This window comes from Rhodovulum bhavnagarense (assembly GCF_004343505.1).
Taxonomy (GTDB): Bacteria; Pseudomonadota; Alphaproteobacteria; order Rhodobacterales; family Rhodobacteraceae; genus Rhodovulum; species Rhodovulum bhavnagarense.
Genome location: NZ_SLXU01000022.1, coordinates 1 through 22,825, shown reverse-complemented (window position 1 = coordinate 22,825; position 22,825 = coordinate 1). Strand labels below are relative to the sequence as shown.

Genomic DNA, 22,825 nt, shown 5'->3' with positions numbered 1-22,825 from the left:
GCGAACGGCCATCCCCAAAGCCGGCTCGACGAACTGCTCCCGTGGAATTTCCGGCCGTCAAGCTGAAAGCCGGGTGACCGTCAGACGACGCTTACTGAGAACCGCCGCATACCCATGACCTCGGGGGACCGGCCCTTGACCGGCCACACGAGGTGATCGAGGTGGTCGCCGCCGTCGGGGTGTCCACCAAGGGCTTTCTCAACGCGCCCGATTTCGGGGTGGCGATGGCGGCCTGCCGGGACGGGCTGCGCCTGAGGGCCCGGGAGCTCGGCGCCGCGAACGTCACCGGCTTCGGGACCGCCATCCGGATTACCTGAGAGTGTGAGGTTCTGAGCTGGTCACCCGAGGTGACGGGCCGGATCCATCCTGCCGTGCAGGACGCGCAGCACGAGAATACCTGCCTCTGTGGAGCGGTAGTATATGGTGTGGGACACGGCCACGTACCTGCGAACGCCCTCGACAACGAAACCGTAATCCGCTCCGAAATCCGGATGCTCCGCCGCCATCTCGATCTTGGCGTAGAGCGTCTTCGCGTACCGCTCAGCCTGAGCTGGGCCGAAATGTTCGATCCCGTAGAGGAAGATATCGATCAGGTCCCGCTCGGCGTCGCGCGTGAAGTCAATTTTCGTCACGAAGCAGACCCTTTTGCCGGGCCTCCCGGCGCGCCGCCTCCAAGATATCCGGGAACGCGTGATCGGAGACCCCGCTCGCTTCCGCGCGCTCCAACATGGTACGGAGTTCGGCCACGGCCGCTTCCCTGCGCTCCTGGTCACGCCGTACCAGGTCCCGGAAGTACTCGCTGACGTTACCGTAGCGGCCTGCCGCGATCTGCGACTCGACCCACTCATTCATCTGGTCGGGCATGGAGATGGTCAGTCTGGACATGGGCAGGCCTCCTTTATAACTGATCATAACAGATCATACACGCCTCGCTCAAGAGCTCTTACGCTTATCTCATGCGGAATGTCAGAAACGGTCGTTTTTGATCGGGACAGAAACGTCTGGGTTGTGGCCTTGGCTGCTGGCGCATTGAGCCCATCAGCGACATTCAGGTTGGCCGCAGCACGGAATGCCACTTCGCAAGTGCAGCGTCGTGCTCGGCCCGTTCCGGCCATTGACCACCGCCTCGCTCCGCCGCGGCGCGGCCCGTCATTCCAGCCATTCGCTGCGCCTGCGAAATCACGCAGCTGTTGCACCGCACATCGCGGGGTCTTGCGAATACCTGACACAAACCATCAGATGACTGGGTCCAGCCCTAAGCGGACGCGCCGCTCCAGGATTCAAACCGCATTAGCTGACCTTGGCCGACCGGGCAGTGGAATTGCAGGTTGCGGCTTTCTCCGAGATCGCCTGCTGAATGGCGGCTGCGTACGTTTAGCGACAACCGCGCCGGGGGGGGGCGCGCCGGGAGCGGGCATTTCCTGCCGCGTCCGACCGAAGCTTCGACGTCACCAGCCGTCTGGTCTTCTCTCCGGCGATGCCTGCTCATGCGCATGTCAGGTCATCCCGACGGCTCGCCGGCAGCAGGATTCCGCATTTGGCGTTGGCGACAAGTCCGATTTTCGCTCCGGCATTTCGAGAACCCCTCTCAGCGGCAAGGTCTCGCGGCCACACCTGGCGTTCAGGCCGACTTGTTGCGCTGGACGATCAGCTTTTTGATCCGCAATCCGTCCATGTCGACGATTTCCATGCGCCAGCCGCCGACAACAACGCTCTGCCCGCAACCGGGCACTTCGCCGAGGCGCTCCAACACAAGCCCCGCCACGGTTTCCGCGGCCCGACGGCTCCGGATCGTCAGCCCGAGGCGGTCCTCGAGTTCATCGACCGGCACCCAGCCCGCGACGAACAGCGAGCCGTCACCGCGTTCGGCGAATCCGGGCTCGTCGAAGCCGCCAGCAATCGTGCCGAGCACGTCCATGGGCGTGACGATTCCCTTGAAGTGGCCGTATTCGTTGTAGACGAGCAACATGTGGCAGGGAGAGTTGCGCAGCCGGTCGATCACGTCGAGGGCCGGCAGCCTCTCCTGGATCACCGGGGCCGGACGCATCAGCGCCAGCGCATCGAAGCTGTCGTCGCTCGTGGCGAGCAGATCGCGGCTGTGGAGCACGCCCACGATATCGTCCGGCCCGTCCCGCCGGAGTGGCAGTCGAGAGTGGCCCGACGCCTGGAAGCGCGCGAGGATGTCGGCGCGGGTTTCGGACAGCAGCGCGATCTCGACGTCATGGCGCGGCGTCATCAGGCCCCGCGCGCGACGGTCCGAGAATCGCATCACGCCGCCGATCAGCTCCTTTTCGGCCCGGTGGATGACACCTGCGCCAGCGGCCTCGGACAGCATCGAACGGATGTCCTCGTCGCTGATGGAGGTTTCGCGCCGGCCCGACTGGCCGACAAGGCGCAGAACGAGCTTGCCCGAGCGATCCAGCAGCCAGACCACCGGCGCCGCGATGCGCGAAAGCAACAGCATCGCCGGTGCGACGGCGCTGGCCACGCGCTCCGGTGCGGCCAGGGCGATCTGCTTTGGGACGAGCTCGCCGGCGATCAGCGACAGGTAGGTGATGACGACGACGACAAGGCCGACCCCGACCTCGGTCGCCGCGGCCTCCGGCACGCCGAATTGCGGGAGCGCCTCGGCCAGCCGCAAACCGATCGTGGCGCCCGAGAAGGCGCCCGCGAGCACGCCCACCAGCGTGATGCCGATCTGGACGGTCGACAGGAATTTTCCTGGGTCTTCCGCCAGGTCGAGCGCGATCCCGGCGCCGCGGTCGCCACGCTCGGCGCGCGCTCTCAGCCGCGCCGGCCGCGACGAGACGACCGCCAACTCGGACATCGCGAGCAGGCCGTTCACGCCGATCAGTAGCAGGACGAGTACGATCTCGAGAAACATGAATGGGTCCAGACAGATGCACCCCATGACGCGGAGGATGACAGCGCAATTGTAGCCTGCAAGCGCCGCAGGCGCATCGGGCGTTTTCCGCATGACCTCCGCCGATCAACGCAGCGTCACGCCGATCTCGATCACCGTGCGCTCGCCAAACCGCCCGTCGGGGCGACCCGACAATGACACCGGCGGCCGGAACGGAGAACCGGCATGAAACGTCTTGAAGGCAAGCTGATCATCGTCACCGGCGGCAGCCTTGGCATCGGTCGGGCCTGAGTCGAGCGGATGGCAGAGGCGGCGCGCAGATCGCGATCCTCGACATCCTCGAGGCCGCGGATACACCGCCCGCTGACCCGCACGGACGGCCCGGTGCCTCAGCTCGGGGTCGCCTGGCCGGACCGCCGGAACGCCAGCCGCATCTGCTTCTCGGTCTCGATCAGTGCGAAGAACAGCACTCCGATGGCGACGATAAGGACCCCGTCCACAAGGGGCACGGGCTCGGTGCCGAACACCGCCTGCAAGGGTGGGAAATAGGTGACGGCGAACTGCGCGGCGGTCACGGCGACAATGCAGGCCCAGACGATTCGCGTGCCCTTTGCGGCAGCCCAGCTCAGCGAGGTACCGTGAATGTTCCGGATGAAGAACAGGTGGAAGATCTCCAGCACGACCAGCATGTTCATCGCCAAGGTCTGCGCGAGTGCCAGCGGATAGCCGCGGTCGACGGCGTAGAAGAAGATCCCGAAGACGGCCACCAGGAACAGCGTCGAAACCAGCACGATGTGCCAGACGAGCGCGCCCGTCAGAAGCGGTTCCTCGCGCGGCCGGGGCGGGCGGCGCATGGTGCCGGGTTCGGACGGCTCGAAGGCCAGCGCGATGCCCAGGGTGACAGCCGTTATCAGGTTGACCCAGAGTATCTGGACCGCGGTGATCGGCAGCGCCAGACCCGCGAAGAGCGCGATCACGATGGTCATGGCCTCGCCCGCATTCGTGGGCAGGGTCCAGCTGATGACCTTCTTGATGTTGTCGTAGACCGTGCGTCCTTCACGCACGGCCGCCGCGATCGAGGCGAAATTGTCGTCGGCCAGCACCAGTTCGGCGGCCTCCTTGGCGGCCTCGCTTCCCTTCAGGCCCATCGCGATCCCGGCATCGGCGCGCTTGAGGGCGGGCGCGTCGTTGACCCCGTCGCCGGTCATCGCGACGGTCAGACCGCGCGCCTGAAGCGCGGTGACGAGGCGCAGCTTGTGCGCGGGCGAGGTGCGGGCAAAGATGTCGGTCTCGACCGCAGCCTCGGCCAGCGCGGCGTCGTCCATCGCCTCGAGGTCGGCACCGGTCAGAACCGTGTCGTGGTTCTTCAGGCCGATCCGCTCGGCGATGGCGCGGGCGGTGGCGGCGTGGTCGCCGGTGATCATCTTCACGCGGATACCCGCCGCGTGGCACTCGGCCACGGCCTCGATGGCTTCGGGGCGCGGCGGGTCGATCAGGCCGATCAGCCCGATCAGCGTGAGATGGCCGTCCAGATCCGCGGTGTTCAGGACCGTGTGATCCTGCGCCACCGCGCGGACGGCCACCGCGATCACCCGCTGCCCCTCGGCGGCGAGGTCGTCCACCATCCGGTGCCAGTGGTCCGCGTCCAGCGGCTCTGTCCCGCCATGCGCCGCGCGCTGATCGGTGCACATCGCCAGTACCGCCTCGGGGGCGCCCTTGACCTGAATGCAGGCGTGGCCCTCGTGGTCGTGGTGCAGCACGGCCATATAGCGATGCGCCGCGTCGAACGGGATCGCGTCGGTGCGCGTCCACTGGCCGAACGGCTCGGCGCCCTCGCGGGTGATCTTGCCCGCCAGCGCCATCAGCGCGCCTTCCATCGGGTCCCCCTCGACCCGCCAGCCGGCGTCATGGGCATGCAGCATCGCGTCGTTGCACAGCCCCGCGGCGCGGGCGAATTCCATCAGCACCGCGTGCTCGTCGGGCTGGGCGTCGGCCTCGCGCCAGCGCACCGCGCCCTCGGGGGCGTAGCCATTGCCGCCGACCGAATAGACATGCTCTGCCGCGGCGAGCGTGGCCGCCATCATCTCGTTCCGGGTCAGCGTGCCGGTCTTGTCGGAACAGATCACCGAGACCGAGCCCAGCGTCTCGATCGCGGGCAGGCGGCGGACGATGGCGTTGCGCCGGGCCATGGCCTGGACACCCACCGCGAGCGTGATCGTCAGCACCGCCGGAAGGCCCTCGGGGATCGCTGCGACCGACAGGCCCACGACCGCCATGAACAGCTCGGCAAAGGGCAGATGGCCGACGAAATAGCCATAGGCCAGCAGGCAGCCCGCCACCAGCAGGATGAACACCGTCAGCCACCGGGCGAAGATGTCCATCTGGCGGACGAGCGGGGTAGTCAGCGTCTCGACCTCGGCCAGCATTCCGCTGATCCGGCCGATCTGGGTGTCCGCACCCGTCTTTACGACCACGCCGCGCCCGGTCCCGGTGGCGATCAGCGTTCCCGAGAATAACATCGGCGTGCGGTCGCCCAGTGGCACTGTGGCGGCGACGGGTTCTGTGCCCTTGTCCACGGGCACGGATTCGCCGGTCAGGATCGCCTCTTCGGCGCGCAGCCCGCGCGCTTCGACCAGCCGCAGGTCGGCGGGCACCCGGTCGCCCGCCTCCACCAGCACCATATCGCCGGGCACCAGGTCTGCCGCATCGACGCTGACCCGCCGTCCGTCACGCAGCACCGCCGAGCGCGGCGCCAGCATCCCCCGGATCGCGTCCATCGCCTGTTCTGCCCGGCCCTCCTGGACGAAGCCGATGATCGCGTTGACGATCACCACGGCCAGGATCACGCCGGTATCGACCCAGTGCTGCAGCCCGGCCGTCACCGCCGCCGCGCCGATCAGGACGTAGATCAGCACGTTGTCGAACTGCAGCAGGAATCGCAGAACCGCGCTGCGTCTCGGCGGTTCGGGCAGGCAGTTGGCGCCATGCGCCGCCAACCGGCGCGCGGCGTCCTCGGAGGTCAGTCCGTCGCGGCGCCCGCCGACGGCGTCGAGCGTCGCTTCGGCGGTGATTGCGTGGGGCGACTCCGGCGCCGCCTCGGTTCCCTCTCCGGCGGTCTCGGCCCGGAACGGCAGATGTTCGGTCATGTGCTTTGCGGCTCCTCTCCCCGGATATCCGGGATCTCGGTGCGGTCTTCCTCGGGCGCGCCCGATATCAACTCCACGGCCCGGTCGGCGGCGTCCTGGAACGGCTCCAGCACGAGGTCGGCGCCCGCGCCAAACAGGTCCTCGGTGTCCTTCGCGCTATGCGAGGTCACCGCGATGCGCCCGGTAAATCCCGCCCCGCGGGCCAGCTGGATCAGCGTTCGCCGCGTGTCCTCGTGGCTCAGGCCCATCGGATGGATCGGCACGGTCGAGACGATCCACTCGGCCCGTGGCAGCGGCAGGTCGGAGACGAATTCCGCGTCGGTCCCGTCACCGTATTTCGCCCGGAGCCCCAGCGCCCGCGCGCGGCGCACCGCCTGCGGGTTGAAATCGACGCCCAGCACCTTGACGCCCCGCTTCTGCAGGCGCACCGCGACGGCCGTTCCGAACCGACCCAGGCCGAAGAGCAGCACCGGATAGCCGTCCTTCGCCGCCTCGCCGGAACCGTGCGGTTCGCGCGGCGTGCCCCTTCGCTCGAAAACGCCCAGGACCGGCTCGAACACCCGGTATAGCTCGTGCGAATAGGTGATCAGGTAGGTCGAGGCCGCGATGGTCACGAGGCCGACCATCGTCACCAGCCCCAGCGCGTCCGGCGCGACATGGCCCAGCGAGACGCCCATCGCGACGAAGATCAGGGAAAACTCGCTGATCTGCGCGACGGTCAGGCCCGCGAGGAAGCCGGTGCGCGCGCGGTAGCCCAGTGCCCCCATGATTGCCAGCACGATCAGCGGGTTGCCGATCAGCACGAAGAGCGAGAACACGATCGCGCCCGTCACATGGGCGCCCAGAAGCGAGAGGTCGAGCGCCGAGCCGAGCGCGATGAAGAAGAACAGCAGCAGGAAGTCGCGCAAGGGCGCGAGGCGGGCCGCGATGGTCTCGCGATAGGGGGTCGAGGCCAGCGAGACGCCCGCCAGAAGCCCGCCCACCTCCTTGCCGAGGCCGACGAAATCGCCGATCGCGGCGAAGATCGCGGCCTGCGCGATCGCGAAGATGACCAGCAGTTCCGGCGCGCGCGCCAGCCGCTCGGTCAGCGGGTCGGCGACATAGCGTACGAACCCGATCACGAGCGCCACCATGGCGATGCCCGAGACCAGTACGGTGAGGACCGAGCCGCCGCCATGGCCATCCGCCGCGGCGCCGATGCCGATGGCCGAGAGCACGATCATCGCCAGCACCACCACCAGGTCCTGCACGATCAGGAAGCCCAGGGCGATCTGCCCGTGCAGGCTGTCGATCTCGCGCTTGTCCGACAAGAGCTTGACGATGATGATCGTGGACGAGAACGTCAGCGCCACCGCCACGTAAAGGCTGGTGACATGGTCCAGCCCGAGCGCGAGCCCGATCAGGTAGCCGAAGATCGAGGTGAACGCGACCTGGCCCAGCCCGGTCATCACCGCCACGCCCCCGAGGGACCGGATCAGCTTGACGTCCAGCTTGATGCCCACGAGGAACAGAAGCACCGCGATGCCGAGCTGCGACAGAAGGTCGATCTGTGCGTCCGACCGCACGACGTCCAGCGCCGAGGGACCTGCGACCAGCCCCACCGCGATGAAGCTAACGATCAGCGGTTGGCGCAGGATGATCCCGACGAAACCCATGACCGCGGCCATGACCAGCAGCGCCGCGACTTCTCCGAAAGGCGAGTGAAGCAGCGCGTCCATCCCGTCTCCTGTCAGGTCTGTTCGGTTCGTCCCGCGTCGGCGCCTGGGGGGTATTGCGCCACCGATGGCTCTGCGGGCCGCGTCTCGTGCGCCCTGAGGAACGCACCCAGATCGTTCGTGCCGACCCGCCAGCCCTTGCCGATGTCGATGGCGCGCAACTCGCCGTCCCTGATCCAGCGCCGGACGGTCACCTCGCTGACCTTCAGCATGTCGGCAACCTCCTTCACGTTGCGATACTGTTGCAATGGCACGATGAACAACTTTCCACGCGGTTTCTAGTCATGTAGCGTAAGATAGCGCAAAATGACGACGCTCACCATCTTTCGCCGCCGAACGGAAGGCGCGCCGGGGGCGTGAAGGAGACGACATGAAGACCATCATGGTCGCGACCGATTTCTCCGAACGCTCGGACCGAGCGCTTCGGCGCGCGACGCTGCTGGCCCGGCAGACCGGCGCCGGCCTGTCGCTCGTCCATGTGGTCGACGACGATCAGGCGGTCCGCATCGTCGAGGCCGAACGCGAGGCGGCGGCGGGACTCTTGCGGGAACAGACCGCCACGATTCGTGAGGCGGACGGCGTGACCTGCGCGGCCCGGGTGGTGATGGCCGATCCCTTCGCCGGGATTGTGCAGGCGGCAGACGAAATTGCCCCCGACCTCCTGGTGCTCGGCCCCCACCGGCGGCGGCTGTTGCACGACGTGTTCGTGGGCACCACGGCGGAACGGACGATCCGCTCGGTTGGCTGCCCGGTGCTGATGGTGAACGCCCCGCCCGTCGGCCCCTACCGGCACGCGCTGTTGGCGACCGACCTGTCGGACGGGTCGCGCCTGGCAATCCGGCGCTATTCCGAGCTTGGCCTCGCACCGGGCGCGCGCGCCTCGGCGCTGCATGTGTTTGGCGCCCACGAAGCGCGGATGATGCGGGCTCACGCGATCCCAACCGATGGCCATGACGCCCATCTCGCCGAAACCGGCGAAGCGGCCGCCCGCGCGCTGTCCGAGTTCCTCCGGGCCTTCCCCCATGCGCCGATGATGGAAGTCACCCGCCACCAGGGCAGCGTTCCCGCGGCCGAGATCCTGGACGCGGTCCGTGAGATGCAGGCCGACCTTGTCGTCGTCGGCACCCAAGGCCGCAGCGGGCTGGAAGCTGTGTTTCTTGGCAGCGTCGCCCGCAACGTTCTGCGCAGCGCCGAGGTCGATGTCCTGGCGGTACCGCCGTCCCACGCCGATCGGGTACCCTGAAAGCCCCTTCTGCGGCAATCGGACAAAGTCCCGGGCCGCGTCAACCTGCCGCTCGCGGCGCGTCGGGTCGACGACCATCTCCAGTCACAACCATTGCAATCGACGAGGGAACCGTATCATGCCGTCGGGACGCGATCGTTTCGGACGCGGAGGCCTTGGCGCGCTTCTGGCGCTGTCCGCATACCTTCTTTTCCTGTCCGGCCTCCTGATCGGCCCGGCACTGCCCGTTCTGGTGCTCCTGGCGGCGGCGGCCGGTTTTCTTGTGCTGGCGTATCTGCGCAAGCCCGGGTCCGTCCGGTGCTGGATTCCGCGCCGAACCCGTCTTACCAAGAGCCGGAAGGTCGAGATCGCGCCGCGCCCCGTCCGGCGCGGCGAACTCTCGGTCCGCGGTTCCCCAGCGTCCAGGCAGCGTGGCCTGTCCGCCGGTTCGTCCGTGCTGCGCTCGCTGCTTCGCCGCAACTGGCGCAGCCCGGCGGCGATGGTGCGCGATTTTGCGCTGCTTGGGGCTGGCGGCATCGCGCTGCTCCTGACGGGACTCGTCCTGCCCGAATGGCCGTTGCTATCCTGGCTCGGCGAGGTCCTGAGCATCCTCGGCATGCTCGGCATCGTTGTCAGTTCCGGGGTTCTCTATTCCTACTGGCGCGACCAGATGTAGCTTGGGCCCCGGAGCAGGCTTGCGCCCGCTTTCAACGTGAAAATCCGGCGGCGAAAACGGCTTTCGCGGTGCCTTGCATGGCGATCCCGTCACCGAGACCGGTGAGCTTGGACACGGACGCAAGGCCCGGCATTGCGCAAGTCCGATCGGTCATTCTTGCAGCGCACGCGGTCGAGGCAGGAAATGGACTCCGTGATGCGGTGGCCGGATGCGGGACCGAGGTTCCGTTCCCGGCCGTTTCTTCCCGGCGGATGTGTCAGACAGCCGCCGATCGTGCCCATTTTAGCACGATGCAACGACGTCCAGTCGGGCTCGGAATGGCCGCTCACTGCACAGACGGGAGTCCGCTTTCGGGACTACGCTGGAACGTCGAAAAGGCAGTTACCTGCGCATTGCCGCCGTTCGGACGAGGCGCGGCGTGCATCGAGATGGGCCCCGCGGTTGCCCGCGCTGCTTCGTCGTTCCCCCGTGCTATAATGGTTCACCAACGTCGGGTTGGTGTCGTGGCAGGGCGTGGCGGATGTGCCACGTTTTTTAACGGGGTCCAGCCCACCAATAAGCCATCGGCAACTGCCCTTCGAGCGCAGCATAGCACAGGCTGTTTATACCGCGCACAGGCGGGCTGCGGCCCGGAACGGTTTTTTAGGATGTCCCTCTCCTCCTTGAGGATGCGGTTCTCGCGCCGAAGCCGTTCGTTCTCCCGCGCAAGCTCGCGATCCTCGGGCGATACCACATCCGTGTCGCGGTGCGCGTTCACCCATTTGTTCAGGGTCGAAAGCCCAACGCCCAAATCATCCGCAACTTGCCGCCGTATCAGCCCGCTGGTCAGCGCAATCCGCACCGCCTCTTTGCGGAATTCATCCGTTCTTACCGTGCTCATAGTTCGTCTCCTTTGTCGCAGTAAATGCTATCAAAGGAGCGGCATCAAACCGCGACAGGTCCAATTTATTGATTGCGATGCGCCTGCACAGAAGATGGCCCGCCGCCTGCATCACGCCGCGGATCCGCTTCACCCAACCGGCCAAGAGGCGCTGAAACAGCGCGGAGGACCGATCAGCGCCGCGTTGTGCAGTCTCCATCTGATCAGTCGAAGAGCATGTGGCACCGGGGCGCACGGATGATCAGCTCCGGCCGGATCGACCGGACGATTTTGAGCATGGCCGGGTCTAATCTGCTTCACGCTCTACACGGCGTTCCCTCAATTCCTCTGCGATTACGCCGTGAGGATCCTGACAGAAGGCCCGGTAGAGCTTGAAATGCCGGGTCTCCTCCAGCGCGATATCCGCGAGGCCCAAGCGTGTCACTTGCAGAAGGCGAGCGCCCGGAACGGCCATCAGGATCGGGGAATGGGTCGCAAGGATCACCTGGGCTGACCCCGTCTCCTGGATGTCGGCGAGCAGTTCGACGAGGTCCATCTGTCCGGCCGGTGACAGGGCGCTTTCCGGCTCGTCCATCAGGTAAAGGCCTTGGGCGCGGCACCGCTCACCGAATACCCGCAGGAACCCCTCGCCGTGCGAATGGGACAGAAAGTCGGGCCCGCCACCGGGCAGATCATCGAGATAGCGCGCCACCGCCCAGAAGGTCTCGGCCCGGAAAAACCATCCGGCCGTGATCTTCGGCAACCACGCCGCGCGCAGGTGTTCGGCGAGCTGAGTTCCCGACACGGCAATTGCGGTGGAATGATCGACAGGCCGATACCCCTTCCCACCACCGGTTTCGTCATAGCCGGCCAGACCGGCGATGGCCTCGATCAGAGTCGATTTTCCGGATCCGTTCTCACCCATGATGATGGTCACCGGCGTCGTGAATTCCACGTTCCAGCCTGGATCGTCGAGATACGGCAGGGAAAACGGATAGTCCTTCGGGCGCGGATCATCTGGCCTCGCCCAGCTGATCCGCCTGAGATAGGGTGCGGGCAGTCCAGTTCCGGGTTTTCGTCGCGTGCCCATGCAGCCTCCACGTACGGTCCTCGAGGATGTTCACCGTTCGGCCATTTCGCCGAACTCCAGCCGAAACGGGAGCTGGCCAACTTGTGCGCGTCCCTCGCCCAAGTCATACTCTGCGCGAGACAAATGATCGAGAAGGCTTGCTCATGAACAGACGGGTCAAAGCCCGCGCTTTGGCGCTCTCGCTCGCCGGTGCGACTATGGCCGCCCCGGCTTTCGCGGATGGTGCGATCGTCAGCCTGATGTCGGACGAGGATAACCGGATCCTTGCGGAGTTCGACCCGCGCCGGGCGGCGGCGCTCGCGGCGGCCACCGCCGAGGCCGATGCGGCGGCCGGGGCGACGCTCGCGCAGGTGCTAGCGGGTCAGGCTCTGTCTTTCGATGACGGCTACGACCCAAGCGGCGACTGGCGCTGCCGGTTCCTCAAGCTCGGCGGCGAACCGGCGGTGACAGTGTATGAACGGTTTTCATGCCGGATCTTCGACGACGGCGCGGGCTGGGTGATCCGGAAGACTGAGGGGGCCGAGCGCACCATGGGCAGGCTCTATCGCCTGAGCGAGGACCGGCTACTCTATCTCGGCGCGCGGCAGGCCGCCGATGAGGCGCCGATCTGGTTCGGAGAGGACCCTTCGCGCAACCAGATCGCGATCCTGACCCGGCTGGACGACGGCCGTTTGCGGCTCGAGTTCCCGGCACCTCTTGGCGACACGAGTTTCGACATTCTGGAATTCGTCCGCTGAGAGGCGGCAGCGCCTACGGCAGAAGCGTGATGCTCGACGGGTCGAACAGTGGACGTTCCGGCCCCTCCTCGACGAAGATCGCCCGGTCCGGCCAGCGCTGATCGGTGAGGAAGTACCGGACCCCGTGGCTGGAGGCTCCATAGGGCCCGCAGAGCGGGTCGGGGACCTCTCCCGTGGCGGTCGGCGCAAGCGCGGCAGGGTCGGTAGGTGCGAGAACGTGGAAGGCCATGCTCGACTGTGCGGGACGTGGGGCGATGGGGTTCCACGCGCAGGGGGCCTCCGGCTGCAGATAGCCGGAGACTGTCAACAAATCGATGAGGGCGGTGAGGCCCGATCCGGGCGGGAGGCCAAATTCCTGCACCGCGATGCCCATGACCATATCCCCGCCCTGCGTCACGAAGGCATTGCGCTCCTCATCCCAAACCACCCGCCATGTCGCGTCGTTGAAGACGCAGGTCTCGGCCCAGAGCCCGATGCCGCCGCCTTCGCGCCAATACCAGGCGCAGGTCGCCGTGTCGGTTTGCCAGCCCGGCACCGGCGGACGGTTGGGCGTGTCCGCCAGAACCGGTGCGGGCAAGACAAGCACGAGACCGAGCGCAGTCAGGCCGGTCCGGATCATTGTCCCCACCAGCCTTCGAGTTTCAGCGCCTGCCGTGCGGTCTCGTGCATGTGGCAGGCCAGCGTGGCCGGTCCGCCGCCCGTGCCGCCCATCCATTGCGCCTGCTCGTAGAGGCAGGACGCATCCCGGAACGGGATCCACGCCCGCTGCATCGCGCGCAGGCTCTCCTCGATGGAAGACGCGGCCGAGCCGATCTCTCGCATCTCGGCATCCTGCTCCCGCGCAACTGCGATGCGCCCGGCATAGGCGGCATTCAGCCGGGCATCCCAATATCCCAACTCGCCGTCGAGACAGACCATCATGCCCACGGTGGTATCACCGCCCGGTGTCATCATGCAGGCACCCGCCGCGCGCCCGACGCAATCGAGCACCGCGTGACCCGAGAGGCCCGGCGAGGTCCTGTAGGCCTCGTTCACGCAAGCTTCGGTCGCCGTGGGCGTGAACACCGGCTCCGCCCCGGCGGCTGCGCCTGCGATCAGCCCGGCCGCCAGTACACTCGGCCCCAAGATGCCTTTCATGGCGAGAGTTTTGGTGATTGAGATCGTCATCCGCATTGGTCCTCTCACGCCAGATGTGGGCAGTTTTGGCATCCGAAGAAAAAGATCAACAGCCTGAAGATTATTTTTTTCGCGGCATCTGTCCCCGGTTCTACCGCTTGGTCCGCGCGACTACCTGCGGTATTCAGGATCGAAACTGTCCCGAAGGTTCCCCACGATGTCCGAGACGCCCCAAAATCAGATCGACGCGCGTATCGGTTTCTTTGCTGGTCGCGTAACCTGTCGATTGACAGATCACCATGTCGAGATCTTGAACGGCGTACAGGTCACCCGGATCGCATACGGGGACATTGCCACGATACGCATCGCCAGGCAAGACGGACGACGTACCATCCTCGAACTCCAGACCACTGGCGGGCAGACCAAACAGCTGCGGCATGTTCCGCCCTCTGGCCCTGAAGCGGCCGCAGATTTTTTGAGGTCGCTGATCTTGCACGTGGCGCAAGTGGCACCCGATACGCCGCTCCGTCTCGGGCCAAACCGCCGTCAACAGGTGGCGGCGTGGATCGGTGTGGTCGCCTCAGTCGCTATCCTTTTGGGCGCAGGCTGGTCCCTGATCACAGGCGGCACAGTCGTGCCGCTACTCCTGCCGATAGGTATCGCCCTAGTCAACCTCGCGGTCGTGATACCGATCCTGCAAGCCGGACGCTCCCGCGATTGCATAGTGAGCGAGGCTCCCGCCAACTTGGTCTGAGTGCACTCGGTACAACCGGGACACGATGGCTACTCCGCGGGAACAGCCCGATCCCGGTTTCGGAGCCAGACGGACGTGTTGAGCGCAAGAGCATATGTCCCCCAGATCAGATAACCATCGCGATCGCGCAGGTAAAGCGCGCCATCCTCCTCCTCGAGAACGATCCCCATATCGCAGACGCCTTCGCCGCTGGCAGCGATTTCGACGACATCCGGACATGCAGGTACCCGGTTTTCGCAGTCCATGCGGGCGGCGATCCGAAGCAGACCGCGAAGCCATGGACCATCGCCTATTGCTGGACGCACTGGCGACGCCGCTTCGTCACGTTCAGCAAGGACACGCCCTCGTCGACCTGCGAGGAGATGATCCGGCGTATCGCATCGCTCTACGCCATCGAGAAGGAAATCTGCGGCCGCGACCCCGAAACCCGCCGGGCCGTCCGCCAGAAACTGTCGAAACCCATCGCCCTCGTGGTGCCCCGCAGATCGTGCTCGAGCTCGGCGCGGAGCCGGTCGAGCGCGGCGAGGGACCGGTCGGCCTCCTGATAGGTCCGGGTGCCGGGCACCGCCGATGTCATGACGTGCATCAGTGCGTCACGGCACTCACGGAGGCGATTGCCGATGACCACATGATCGTCGGTCGAGAGCGGGATGTTGAAATCGCTCATCGCGCGGCCTCCTGCTGCTCGATCCAGTCGATGAGCTTTGATTTGCGCGCGCAGATCACGTTGCCCATCCGGAACGTCGGCATCCGCACCTTGGCCTCGCTGGCGTAGTAGTAGACCTTCCGCCTTTCCTTCGCGTCGCCGAAGACGAAGATCGCGATGGCGTCGGCGCCCCGCAGCAGATCGTCGGCAAGCGTCGGGCAAACCTCTCCTGTGGCGGGTCCAGCCCGCAAATGCTCCTGCATGTCCTGTCCTCCTAGGTGCGGATCAGCGCGCCGAGCGCGATGATCGTTCTCTGACTGACGGCGAACGTGACCATCGCATCGCCGCCCTCGTGAAATCCGGATGCCTCCATCAGCTTGCGCAGCTGCGCCTTGGGAGGCGCGAAGCTCGCGATCATCACGGTCCGGTCGGGCAGCAGCCCGTCGCTGGACCCGGCGAGGGAGACGGACGCGGTATGGAACCGCCGCTCGACCTCGATCTTCATGAAGGGGAGCATCACGCCGCCGAGCGCCGCATCGAGCGCACCGTCCCGCGCCGCCGCGATCAGCCCGGCCAGCATCTCCCCGAATGTCCTGACCTGCGTCAGCGCCCGCATGGCTTCGGGTAGCGGGAGCCAGGCGTCCTGCTCGTCCTCGGGCATGGTGTCCTGGCTGTGCAGGTCCTCGACGGGGAAGTCCCAGAACCGCTGCGACACCTCGACCGCGTCCTTCACCTGATCGGCCGCCATGATCGCGAGCAGCAGCCGAGCGCAATCCTCGGGCGTCATGTCGGCCGCGCCGGGCCCGCGCCCGCCGGTGGAGATCAGCCGCTCCTTCCGCAGCGCGCGCGCGATCACCGACACCGTCTGCTCGGGCATCGGCAGCACCTGCGCGAGGGTGGGGATGAGGTCGCTGAGTTTTGCCATCGCGGCGGGGTCTCCTGAGCTTGTTTCAGACTTTAAGTTCAAAACCTCTGGCGCACAAGAGGGTTTCGGACTAAAAATCCATTACTGGCTTCCGAGGCGGTCGGTTTCGCCTCGCTATGCCGCGCGAAGGATGGCAATGCGGAAGGCTGACGATGCTCAACGCATTGTCAGGAATAGGGAAAATCGGATGGCGACGATCCGGAAGCGAACACTGCCCTCGGGCCTGGTGCGCTGGCAGGTGGATTTCACCGACCAGGCCGGCAAGCGCCGCTCGAAGCTGTTCCCGCGCCGGAAGGACGCCGACGTCTACCTCGTGAAGGTCCGCTCGCTGGTCGCCAACAACACCTATCTGGCCGACAGCGAGAGCATCACCGTGGCCGACGCCGCCAAGGCGTGGCTCGACCATTGCGAGGTGCGGTGCAAGACGGGACGGCGGATGGAGCGGTCTACCCTCCGCGGCTACAGCGACTATGTTCGGTTGCACATCACGGTTCCCGAGGTCGGGATCGGGGACAAGCTGATCGTCCAGCTGACCCGCCGCCATGTGAACGAGTTCCGCGACCGGCTGCTGCTGAACGGCCGGTCCGAGCATCTGACCCGGCGCGCGCTCTCGGTGCTGAAGCTGCTGCTCGACCACGCCATCGACAACGGCCAGCTGTTCACCAACGCCGCGCAGGGCGTGCGGGTGATCAAGTCGAGCCGGATCGACTACAAGGCGCCGGTGCCGTCGAAGGAGACGATCCGCGCGCTGATCGAGGCGGCGGAGGAGGACTTCAAACCCCACCTGATCGTCTCGGCGCTGACCGGCCTGCGCGCTTCGGAACTGCGCGGCCTGCGCTGGCAGGACGTGGATTTCGAGCAGGGCTTCATCCACGTGCGCCAGCGCGCCGACGCCTACAACCAGATGGGCGAGCCGAAATCGCGCGCGGGCTATCGCGACATCCCCGCCGGGCCGATGGTGTTGAACGCCCTGCGCCGCTGGAAACTGCGCTGCCCGAAGAGCGACCTCGGGCTGGTCTTCCCTGCGCCGCGCGGCGGCGTCCTCCAGCACACCAACACGCAGTCCCGGTTCCGGAAACTGCAGGAGCAGGTCGGTGTGAAGCTGCGCTGGCACGACCTGCGCCACTTCGCTGTTTCGCTCTGGATCGAGCAGGGCTTCTCGATCAAGGAGGTGATGACCTTCGCGGGCCACTCCTCGATCCAGATGACCATGGAGCGCTACGGCCACCTGTTCCCGTCGCCCGACCACCAGAACGCCATGGCCGAGGTCGAGGCCAAGCTGCTGGGGTGACACCCAAGTGCTGGGGCGATACACAGGTCAATGACCGCCGCATTTGAGTAGCAGCCATGAACGCCACGCCCGAGGCCCAAACTGACGAAAATACGGAAGAGGCGCTGGCCCGAGATGTCCCGGTCGGCGATGCGGGATTTATCAAGTTCTATGGGCTCTATTGGCGTAAGGATCTTGTCGATTGGTCGTCAAAACACATTTTGGGTCAACCAAAAGGGTGGTTGGGTAAGGGGCGGATAGCCGCGAACTTTGACCGGCAAAAGCTTCAGATGAACTTCTGGGGTCAGAAGGGCGTCTATGTCCTATATGACGATGCGCTGCACCCCGTCTACGCAGGCCAGGCTGGCTTGACTAGGAAAGATTCAGCGGGAGGGCAAGCCATTGGCGACAGGCTCAACATGCATCGCCAGGGTGTGTATCGGAACGGATGGAGTCTGTTTTCGTGGTTTGGCTTTCTCGAAACCGAGAAGTTAAACCTTAAGAAAGTCAAAGAGGACGAAAAGCGTCTTTCGCCAAAGTGGGAGTTCAAGCCGCAGGAGCAAAGCGAACTGAATCTTCTGCTGGCTTCGTTTGAGGCAATTCTGATCGAGGGGTTTGCTCCGCGGTTCAATGCGCGCGGCGGCGACCTGAAAACCGCTGTTCTGGTGAACCAGTATGAGCCTCATGCAAACGAAATCAGTACCAATTGACGTCCGTTCCCGTCTGCTCCGTGCGACACGCGAATGACGTTATGAGCGAGAAAAACGCCTAAGAAGCGGATTTCACGAAGCTATTCCGGCCCCGTCGGGTTGCCTCATAACCTGAAGGTCGTAGGTTCAAATCCTACCCCCGCAACCATCGGTTCCGAAGCCCCGCCCGTAAAACGGCGGGGTTTGGCGGTCCCGTCCCGAGAAAACGCAAGAATAGACCCAAGATCCCCGAAAAGCTCGATCGCGTGACCGTCTTCCGCGTCCGGATCCGGGATCAGCCGGATTTCCGATACAAGACCACGCAGCAGATCCGCCGCCTCCGCCCGCGCCTCAGGGTCGTTCAGAGCCTTGGTCAGGTCCATGACCTTCCGGGAATAAATATCCGACAAGCGGGGATGCAGCGTAACAGGCTCGGTCTCCGGCAGCGCTGCCAGCTTCGCTTCAAGCTCCGCACGTTCCGCCTCCAGCGCGTCCATCTTCGCCTTCATGCTCGGATGGAACATGCCTTGGGTGATGGCGCTCACGATGGCATCGATCTCGGTCAGGACCTGCCCGTGACGCCGCTTTTGCGCCTCGCGGGTCGCCTGAGTCGCACGTCGCTCCCGCCGCATCTCTTTCCGGAATGCCTCGACAAATTCTCGGACCAGGTCTGGATGCATCAACTCATGCTTGAGCCCTTCCAGCACGCGCCGTTCTACTGCCGTCCGGGAAATCAGCGCCCGGTTTGCGCAGGTTCCCCTGTTCCGGGCCCCCGAACAGCCGTACTTCTTTGTAAGCGCTGTGTGGCGCCCACCTTCTCTTGATCCTTGTGATTTGAGACTCACGCCCTGTTGGATAACAGGAGGTGAGTTTCGCCATGGAGACTACGAACGAGTTTCTCACGCGTTTGGGCGTTGAGGTCTCACGGACCGGGAGCCGACGGTGGCCAGATCGTGTGAAAGCGCGGATCGTGGCAGAAACGCTGGTGCCTGGAGCAACGGTGAATGACGTTGCGCGCAAGTATAACCGTAAGCCCCCGATTTGCACCGCCTGCCTGAATGTGGCGTGATCGCCTAAGACACGTGCATAGCGACGTCGCAAATGACGTCTCTTACGTGGAGGGGTCATGCGGGGCGAGGTGCTTGGGATCGAACGCCGGCGGCGGTGGAGCGATGAGGAGAAGCTGGCGATTGTGTCGTCGGTCGGGATCGACGGGGCGACGGTGACGCAGGTGGCGCAGCGTCACGAGGTGCGCCGGCAGCAGGTTTACGCCTGGCGGCACGAACTGAAGAAGAAGGGTCTGTGGTCGCCAGATGCGGGCGCGATCTTTCTGCCGGTCGACCTCCCGGCCATCGAGGATATGGCGCCCGGCCCGGAAACGGTGCCGTCCGTTCCGGTGGAACTCCGTCTGGTGGGTGGCCGGTGTCTCCGGTTCGACAGCGCGATGGAGGCCGCGGTGCTGACCCGGCTGATCCGGGCGGTGGAAAAGGCATGATCGGTCCAGGCACGGGCGTCCGGGTCTATCTTGCCTGCGGGGTGACCGACATGCGGAAAGGGATCGCGGGGCTTTCGGCGATTGTCCAGGACGTTCTCCGCCAGAAGCCGGCGAGCGGGGCGGTGTTCGCGTTCCGTGGGCGCCGCGGCGACAGGATCAAGTTGCTGTACTGGGACGGCCAGGGCTTCTGCCTGTATTACAAGGTTCTGGAACGGGGGCGGTTTCCGTGGCCGAGCGCGACGGCAGGAAGTGCGCGGCTGACCTCGGCGCAACTGGCCATGTTGTGGGAGGGGATCGACTGGCGCCGGCCGGACTGGGGCGCGCCGCCGGCGCGGGTGGGCTGATTTTACCCGTCTGTTTTTCCTTGTTTTTATGGCAATTCCCGGGGTGACATGGTAGACACGGGCATGTCGACTTCCGCCCCCGATTTGCCTGATGATCCCGCCGTTCTCAAGGCGATGATTGCCGCCCTGCGGGCGGAAAACGCGCAGATGACGGCCACGCTGCGCGCCCATGACCTGCTGGTCCAGGCGCTGCGTCTGCGGATCGCCAAGCTGAAGAAACAGGCCTTCGGTAAGAGTTCGGAAAAGATCGAGCGCGAGATCGAACAGCTGGAACTGGCCCTCGAGGATTTGCAGGTGGCAATGGCCGAGGCCGAGACAACGCCGCCCGAGGACAGCGATCCCGGCGAGGACGACACGGCCGCGACGTCGACAAACCAGGAGGACGGCAAGACACCTCGCCGCCGTCCCCGCGTCTCCGACACGACCCCGCGCGAGCGCCACGAACTCGACCCTGGCGATACCTGTCCGGACTGCGGCGGGGAATTGCGGGTGGTCGGAGAAGACGTCAGCGAGCTTCTCGACATGATTGCGGCCCGGCTGAAGGTGATCGAGATCGCGCGGATCAAGAAATCTTGCCGGCGCTGTGAAAAGATGGTGCAGGAACCGGCGCCCAGCCGACCGATCCCCCGAAGCATGGCCGGGCCGTCCCTGTTGGCCTTCATTCTCGTCTCGAAATTCGACGATCATGTGCCCTTGTACCGCCAGAACGAGATCTTCGCCCGGATGGGCGCCGACATCCCCGACACGACGCTGGTGGACTGGTGCGGGCGGGCGATGAAAACGCTCCATCCCGTGATCGAGTTGATCGAGAAGGCGGTCATGGCCAGCGACATTCTGCATGCCGACGATACCCCGATCCGTGTGCTCGACCGGTCGCAGAAAAACAAGGGGCTGGGCAAGGGTGTCAAACAGGGGCGCATCTGGGTCTATGTGCGCGATCAGCGGCCATGGGCGGGCACGGCGCCACCTGGTGCGGCCTATCGCTTCTCGCCGGACCGGAAGGGCAAGCATCCGCAGAACCACCTGAAACACAGCAGCGGTATCCTGCAGGCCGATGCCTATTCCGGGTTCAAAGATCTCTACGCGCCTCGGGCCGACGGCGCCGCGCAGTTCCGCGAGGCGGCGTGCTGGGCGCATCTCAGGCGCGACTTCCATGACGTGTGGACTTCGGACAAATCCGAGATCGCCAGGGAGGCGCTCGACCGGATCGGCAGGCTCTACGACATCGAGCGTCAGATCGCAGGCCAGCCGGCCGAGGTTCGGCATGCCGTCCGCCAGGACAAGAGCAAACCGCAGGTCGAGGCGTTCCGCGCCTGGGCCGAAAAGCAACTGACGCGCATTCCCGGCAAGAGCGACCTCGCCAAGGCCTTCCGCTATGGTCTGGGCCGGTGGGACTCCTTCTGCCTGTTCCTCGAGGACGGCCGTGTGGCCATCGACAACAATGCCGCCGAACGCGGCATGCGCCCGATCGGCGTCGGCCGCCGCAACTGGCTCTTCGCAGGGTCCGACACCGGCGGCGAAACCCTGGCCCGTGCCATGACGATCATCGAGACGGCCAAGATGAACGGCCTCGACCCGCAGGCCTATCTCGCCGATCTCCTCGACCGTATCCACGATCACAAGCTCAACCGGCTGGCCGAATTGCTTCCATGGAACTGGACGCCCGCAGACCAGCCGAACAGCGAGGCAGCGTGATGGCCGACACGACCTATGTCTGCGCCCTCGCCTATGTCGCCAGCCAATGGGGCGAAGACCCCGACCTGCTCGAGGCCATCGTGAGCAATGACGACAATCTCACCTATGGCAGCATCGTCAGCGTCCAGATCGGGCCAGACGACTACATCAAGGCGCTGACCGACGACGGCATCGAAGAGCTGCGCGACATGCTCGCATCCGCACGCCTGTCCGTCGAAGAGTGGCACAGCTTCCTCGAAGACTTCGTCGCCGAACCCGACATCATCGCCCGCGTCAAGGACCAGCCGCTGCGGTAAAAACCGGGGGCTTACGTATAACCTTCGCCCGAACCACCTGTCGGGATGGCGGCGGCTGGCCAAGGATGGCGAACTTGTTTTGCCCGCGCCAGAGGCTGAGAAGCTTGCCTACATCCACCGACACTGGGATGGTTTGCAGACTTTCCTGACGGACGGACGCGTCGAGATCGACTCCAACAAGGTCGAAAATCTGGTCAGGCCGATTGCTTTGAACAGGAAAAACGCATTGTTCGCCGGTCATGACGAGGGGGGCAAGGCATGGGGCCGCATCGCATCCCTGATCGAGACCGCCAAGATCAACGCCATCGAGCCTTTCGCCTATCTCAAGGCTACGCTCGAAGCCATTGCGGCCGGACATCCGCAACACCGCATCGACGAGTTGCTTCCTTGGAACTTCCAGCCGTCAAGCTGAAACCCAAGTGCCCTTCAGACACCGCTTACACACTGTCCAGCATCTTCCCCAACTGAATCTCGTAGCGCCATCCGACCTTTTCGACCGACCAGTGTTTCGGCGCAGCGGGAAGATACCGGATACCAGTTGCGCAATGTTGGTCTTCATTGGGGTAGTCTGTTTCGCCGGAAAGATATGCTCGAACGGTCCGATCGAGTTTCTCCCCCAGCAGCGCCACCAACCGCTGCTTTTTCTCGATCAGCAGGTCTATTCTTGCGGTCTCACGGTCCAGAAAGTCGGCGATCTGGCGTTGGGTCGCGAGGTCGGGGACACGCAACCGGATATTCTTCATATCGGCGTAACGTGTCGTCCAGAGGTCTGCGACGATGCCGTGTCCCCAGCGATAGAACTCCTCTTGGAATGCGGGAGAACGCAGGAGGTGGTGCGCATAGCGAGGATCGATGTTGCGTGGTTCAAGCACGATACTGATCAGCGAGACTGATCCTTCGTGTTCGGAGATGCCACCAGACCCCTTTCGGTCCGACCGACTGTTGATCACGTAGTCGCCGACGCGAACCACCTTTCTGTTATCGCCGTCATCGGTCTTGGCGGCGGTTTCGAGTTGCGGAACGACCCCGCCCATCGTCACAGACAGGGGCGGGAAATCCTTGTCGCTACCCTTCTCCTTGCGTTCGCGGAACAGTTGCCCAAGTCGATAGAGTTTCCAGTCAGGCGGACTGGCGAGCGTCATTATGTCTCTCAATCGACCACCTCCTGCAGCAGACCTGCGATCTCTGCTTCTGACCTGCCCCCCGGTCGTCCCTCGTTCATAACGAGAGTCCTTGGGGTTGATAGTGTTCGGTTTCGGGTTGGACAAGCGCGCCGGGCGCGGAGCC

26 protein-coding genes and 3 pseudogenes are annotated in these 22,825 nt (G+C 65.1%); 14 read left to right on the top strand and 15 right to left on the bottom strand.

Going from position 1 to position 22,825, the window contains the following annotated elements; translation table 11 throughout:
- Window positions 1-152 precede the first annotated feature (152 nt).
- Entirely contained in the window at window positions 153-317 is a 165-nt protein-coding gene (locus EV663_RS15665; RefSeq protein WP_165910208.1) for a hypothetical protein, read from the top strand.
- Between the two features lie 21 nt (window positions 318-338).
- Here the strand turns inward: EV663_RS15665 and EV663_RS14465 are convergent, their stop codons facing one another.
- The 6 genes from EV663_RS14465 to EV663_RS14440 form a co-directional block, all read right to left on the bottom strand.
- Complete coding sequence (locus EV663_RS14465; RefSeq protein ID WP_132953098.1) at window positions 339-632, bottom strand: type II toxin-antitoxin system RelE/ParE family toxin; 294 nt, start codon at window positions 630-632, stop codon at window positions 339-341.
- Entirely contained in the window at window positions 619-885 is a 267-nt protein-coding gene (locus EV663_RS14460) for a type II toxin-antitoxin system ParD family antitoxin (protein ID WP_132953096.1), read from the bottom strand. Before EV663_RS14460 ends, EV663_RS14465 begins: the two co-directional genes overlap by 14 nt.
- A 736-nt stretch (window positions 886-1,621) precedes the next feature.
- Complete coding sequence (locus EV663_RS14455; protein WP_132953094.1) at window positions 1,622-2,884, bottom strand: hemolysin family protein; 1,263 nt, start codon at window positions 2,882-2,884, stop codon at window positions 1,622-1,624.
- A gap of 368 nt (window positions 2,885-3,252) precedes the next feature.
- The gene (locus EV663_RS14450) at window positions 3,253-6,009 is read right to left on the bottom strand and encodes a cation-transporting P-type ATPase (RefSeq protein ID WP_132953092.1); all 2,757 of its coding nucleotides are present in this window, start codon (window positions 6,007-6,009) and stop codon (window positions 3,253-3,255) included.
- Window positions 6,006-7,727, bottom strand: coding sequence for a cation:proton antiporter (locus tag EV663_RS14445; RefSeq protein WP_207904444.1), 1,722 nt, complete (start codon window positions 7,725-7,727; stop codon window positions 6,006-6,008). Before EV663_RS14445 ends, EV663_RS14450 begins: the two co-directional genes overlap by 4 nt.
- A gap of 11 nt (window positions 7,728-7,738) precedes the next feature.
- A complete protein-coding gene (locus tag EV663_RS14440; RefSeq protein WP_279432550.1) occupies window positions 7,739-7,954 on the bottom strand; it encodes a helix-turn-helix domain-containing protein in 216 nt (71 codons plus the stop codon).
- 140 nt (window positions 7,955-8,094) lie between these two features.
- Between EV663_RS14440 and EV663_RS14435 the strand changes: the two genes are divergently transcribed.
- Complete coding sequence (locus EV663_RS14435) at window positions 8,095-8,967, top strand: universal stress protein (protein WP_132953088.1); 873 nt, start codon at window positions 8,095-8,097, stop codon at window positions 8,965-8,967.
- Window positions 8,968-9,085: 118 nt separating this feature from the next.
- Window positions 9,086-9,622, top strand: coding sequence for a hypothetical protein (locus tag EV663_RS14430; RefSeq protein ID WP_132953086.1), 537 nt, complete (start codon window positions 9,086-9,088; stop codon window positions 9,620-9,622).
- A 601-nt stretch (window positions 9,623-10,223) separates the two neighbouring features.
- On the opposite strand, the pseudogene EV663_RS14425 reads toward EV663_RS14430, so the two are convergent.
- Both EV663_RS14425 and EV663_RS14420 read right to left on the bottom strand, forming a co-directional pair.
- Window positions 10,224-10,502: pseudogene (locus EV663_RS14425) on the bottom strand (transposase); the annotation flags it as partial.
- A 286-nt stretch (window positions 10,503-10,788) separates the two neighbouring features.
- On the bottom strand, window positions 10,789-11,571 hold the full coding sequence (locus EV663_RS14420) for an AAA family ATPase (RefSeq protein ID WP_132953084.1): 783 nt from the start codon (window positions 11,569-11,571) through the stop codon (window positions 10,789-10,791).
- A 143-nt stretch (window positions 11,572-11,714) separates the two neighbouring features.
- Here EV663_RS14420 and EV663_RS14415 point away from each other — a divergent pair, with 143 nt between their 5' ends.
- On the top strand, window positions 11,715-12,308 hold the full coding sequence (locus EV663_RS14415; RefSeq protein ID WP_165910207.1) for a DUF4893 domain-containing protein: 594 nt from the start codon (window positions 11,715-11,717) through the stop codon (window positions 12,306-12,308).
- A gap of 13 nt (window positions 12,309-12,321) precedes the next feature.
- Here the strand turns inward: EV663_RS14415 and EV663_RS14410 are convergent, their stop codons facing one another.
- Both EV663_RS14410 and EV663_RS14405 read right to left on the bottom strand, forming a co-directional pair.
- On the bottom strand, window positions 12,322-12,927 hold the full coding sequence (locus tag EV663_RS14410; protein ID WP_132953080.1) for a hypothetical protein: 606 nt from the start codon (window positions 12,925-12,927) through the stop codon (window positions 12,322-12,324).
- Window positions 12,924-13,475 (bottom strand): lysozyme inhibitor LprI family protein, encoded by a 552-nt coding sequence (locus EV663_RS14405; protein ID WP_165910206.1) that lies wholly within the window; start codon window positions 13,473-13,475, stop codon window positions 12,924-12,926. The genes EV663_RS14410 and EV663_RS14405 overlap by 4 nt, the downstream gene beginning before the upstream one ends.
- 166 nt (window positions 13,476-13,641) lie before the next feature.
- Here EV663_RS14405 and EV663_RS14400 point away from each other — a divergent pair, with 166 nt between their 5' ends.
- Together EV663_RS14400 and EV663_RS14390 are read left to right on the top strand one after the other, a co-directional pair.
- Entirely contained in the window at window positions 13,642-14,178 is a 537-nt protein-coding gene (locus EV663_RS14400) for a hypothetical protein (protein WP_132953076.1), read from the top strand.
- 254 nt (window positions 14,179-14,432) lie between these two features.
- A pseudogene (locus tag EV663_RS14390) lies at window positions 14,433-14,642 on the top strand (IS66 family transposase); the annotation flags it as partial.
- Here the strand turns inward: EV663_RS14390 and EV663_RS14385 are convergent.
- Genes EV663_RS14385 through EV663_RS14375 form a run of 3 tightly spaced genes read right to left on the bottom strand, consistent with a single transcriptional unit; the run spans window position 14,564 to window position 15,749 of the window.
- Window positions 14,564-14,845, bottom strand: coding sequence for a hypothetical protein (locus EV663_RS14385; RefSeq protein ID WP_132953072.1), 282 nt, complete (start codon window positions 14,843-14,845; stop codon window positions 14,564-14,566). The pseudogene EV663_RS14390 and the gene EV663_RS14385 overlap by 79 nt on opposite strands.
- Window positions 14,842-15,087, bottom strand: coding sequence for a hypothetical protein (locus EV663_RS14380; protein ID WP_243697977.1), 246 nt, complete (start codon window positions 15,085-15,087; stop codon window positions 14,842-14,844). The genes EV663_RS14385 and EV663_RS14380 overlap by 4 nt, the downstream gene beginning before the upstream one ends.
- An 11-nt stretch (window positions 15,088-15,098) precedes the next feature.
- Window positions 15,099-15,749 (bottom strand): hypothetical protein, encoded by a 651-nt coding sequence (locus EV663_RS14375; protein ID WP_132953070.1) that lies wholly within the window; start codon window positions 15,747-15,749, stop codon window positions 15,099-15,101.
- Between the two features lie 187 nt (window positions 15,750-15,936).
- Here EV663_RS14375 and EV663_RS14370 point away from each other — a divergent pair, with 187 nt between their 5' ends.
- Together EV663_RS14370 and EV663_RS14365 are read left to right on the top strand one after the other, a co-directional pair.
- Window positions 15,937-17,040: a site-specific integrase gene (locus EV663_RS14370; protein ID WP_132953068.1), complete on the top strand. Its 1,104-nt coding sequence runs from the start codon at window positions 15,937-15,939 to the stop codon at window positions 17,038-17,040.
- A gap of 56 nt (window positions 17,041-17,096) precedes the next feature.
- Window positions 17,097-17,729 carry a hypothetical protein gene (locus tag EV663_RS14365; protein WP_132953066.1) on the top strand — a complete coding sequence of 211 codons (633 nt, stop codon included), beginning with the start codon at window positions 17,097-17,099 and terminating at the stop codon, window positions 17,727-17,729.
- 104 nt (window positions 17,730-17,833) lie between these two features.
- Here EV663_RS14365 and EV663_RS14360 read toward each other — a convergent pair whose 3' ends face one another.
- Window positions 17,834-18,415 (bottom strand): DNA resolvase, encoded by a 582-nt coding sequence (locus tag EV663_RS14360; RefSeq protein WP_132953064.1) that lies wholly within the window; start codon window positions 18,413-18,415, stop codon window positions 17,834-17,836.
- Between the two features lie 170 nt (window positions 18,416-18,585).
- Here EV663_RS14360 and EV663_RS14355 point away from each other — a divergent pair, with 170 nt between their 5' ends.
- The 6 genes and pseudogenes from EV663_RS14355 to EV663_RS14330 all read left to right on the top strand — a co-directional run.
- Window positions 18,586-18,777 (top strand): transposase, encoded by a 192-nt coding sequence (locus EV663_RS14355; RefSeq protein ID WP_132953062.1) that lies wholly within the window; start codon window positions 18,586-18,588, stop codon window positions 18,775-18,777.
- A gap of 57 nt (window positions 18,778-18,834) precedes the next feature.
- Window positions 18,835-19,203 (top strand): IS66-like element accessory protein TnpA, encoded by a 369-nt coding sequence (gene tnpA / locus EV663_RS14350; protein WP_132953060.1) that lies wholly within the window; start codon window positions 18,835-18,837, stop codon window positions 19,201-19,203.
- Entirely contained in the window at window positions 19,200-19,547 is a 348-nt protein-coding gene (gene tnpB / locus EV663_RS14345) for an IS66 family insertion sequence element accessory protein TnpB (protein WP_132953058.1), read from the top strand. Before tnpA ends, tnpB begins: the two co-directional genes overlap by 4 nt.
- A 63-nt stretch (window positions 19,548-19,610) precedes the next feature.
- Window positions 19,611-21,242, top strand: a complete 1,632-nt coding sequence (gene tnpC / locus EV663_RS14340; RefSeq protein WP_132953056.1) for an IS66 family transposase — start codon at window positions 19,611-19,613, stop codon at window positions 21,240-21,242.
- The gene (locus EV663_RS14335) at window positions 21,242-21,538 is read left to right on the top strand and encodes a hypothetical protein (RefSeq protein ID WP_132953054.1); all 297 of its coding nucleotides are present in this window, start codon (window positions 21,242-21,244) and stop codon (window positions 21,536-21,538) included. The genes tnpC and EV663_RS14335 overlap by 1 nt, the downstream gene beginning before the upstream one ends.
- Window positions 21,539-21,623: 85 nt before the next feature.
- Window positions 21,624-21,950 (top strand): annotated as a pseudogene (locus tag EV663_RS14330) (transposase domain-containing protein); the annotation flags it as partial.
- A gap of 25 nt (window positions 21,951-21,975) precedes the next feature.
- On the opposite strand, the gene EV663_RS14325 reads toward EV663_RS14330, so the two are convergent.
- Window positions 21,976-22,680, bottom strand: coding sequence for a restriction endonuclease subunit S (locus tag EV663_RS14325; RefSeq protein ID WP_132953052.1), 705 nt, complete (start codon window positions 22,678-22,680; stop codon window positions 21,976-21,978).
- Window positions 22,681-22,825: the final 145 nt, after the last annotated feature.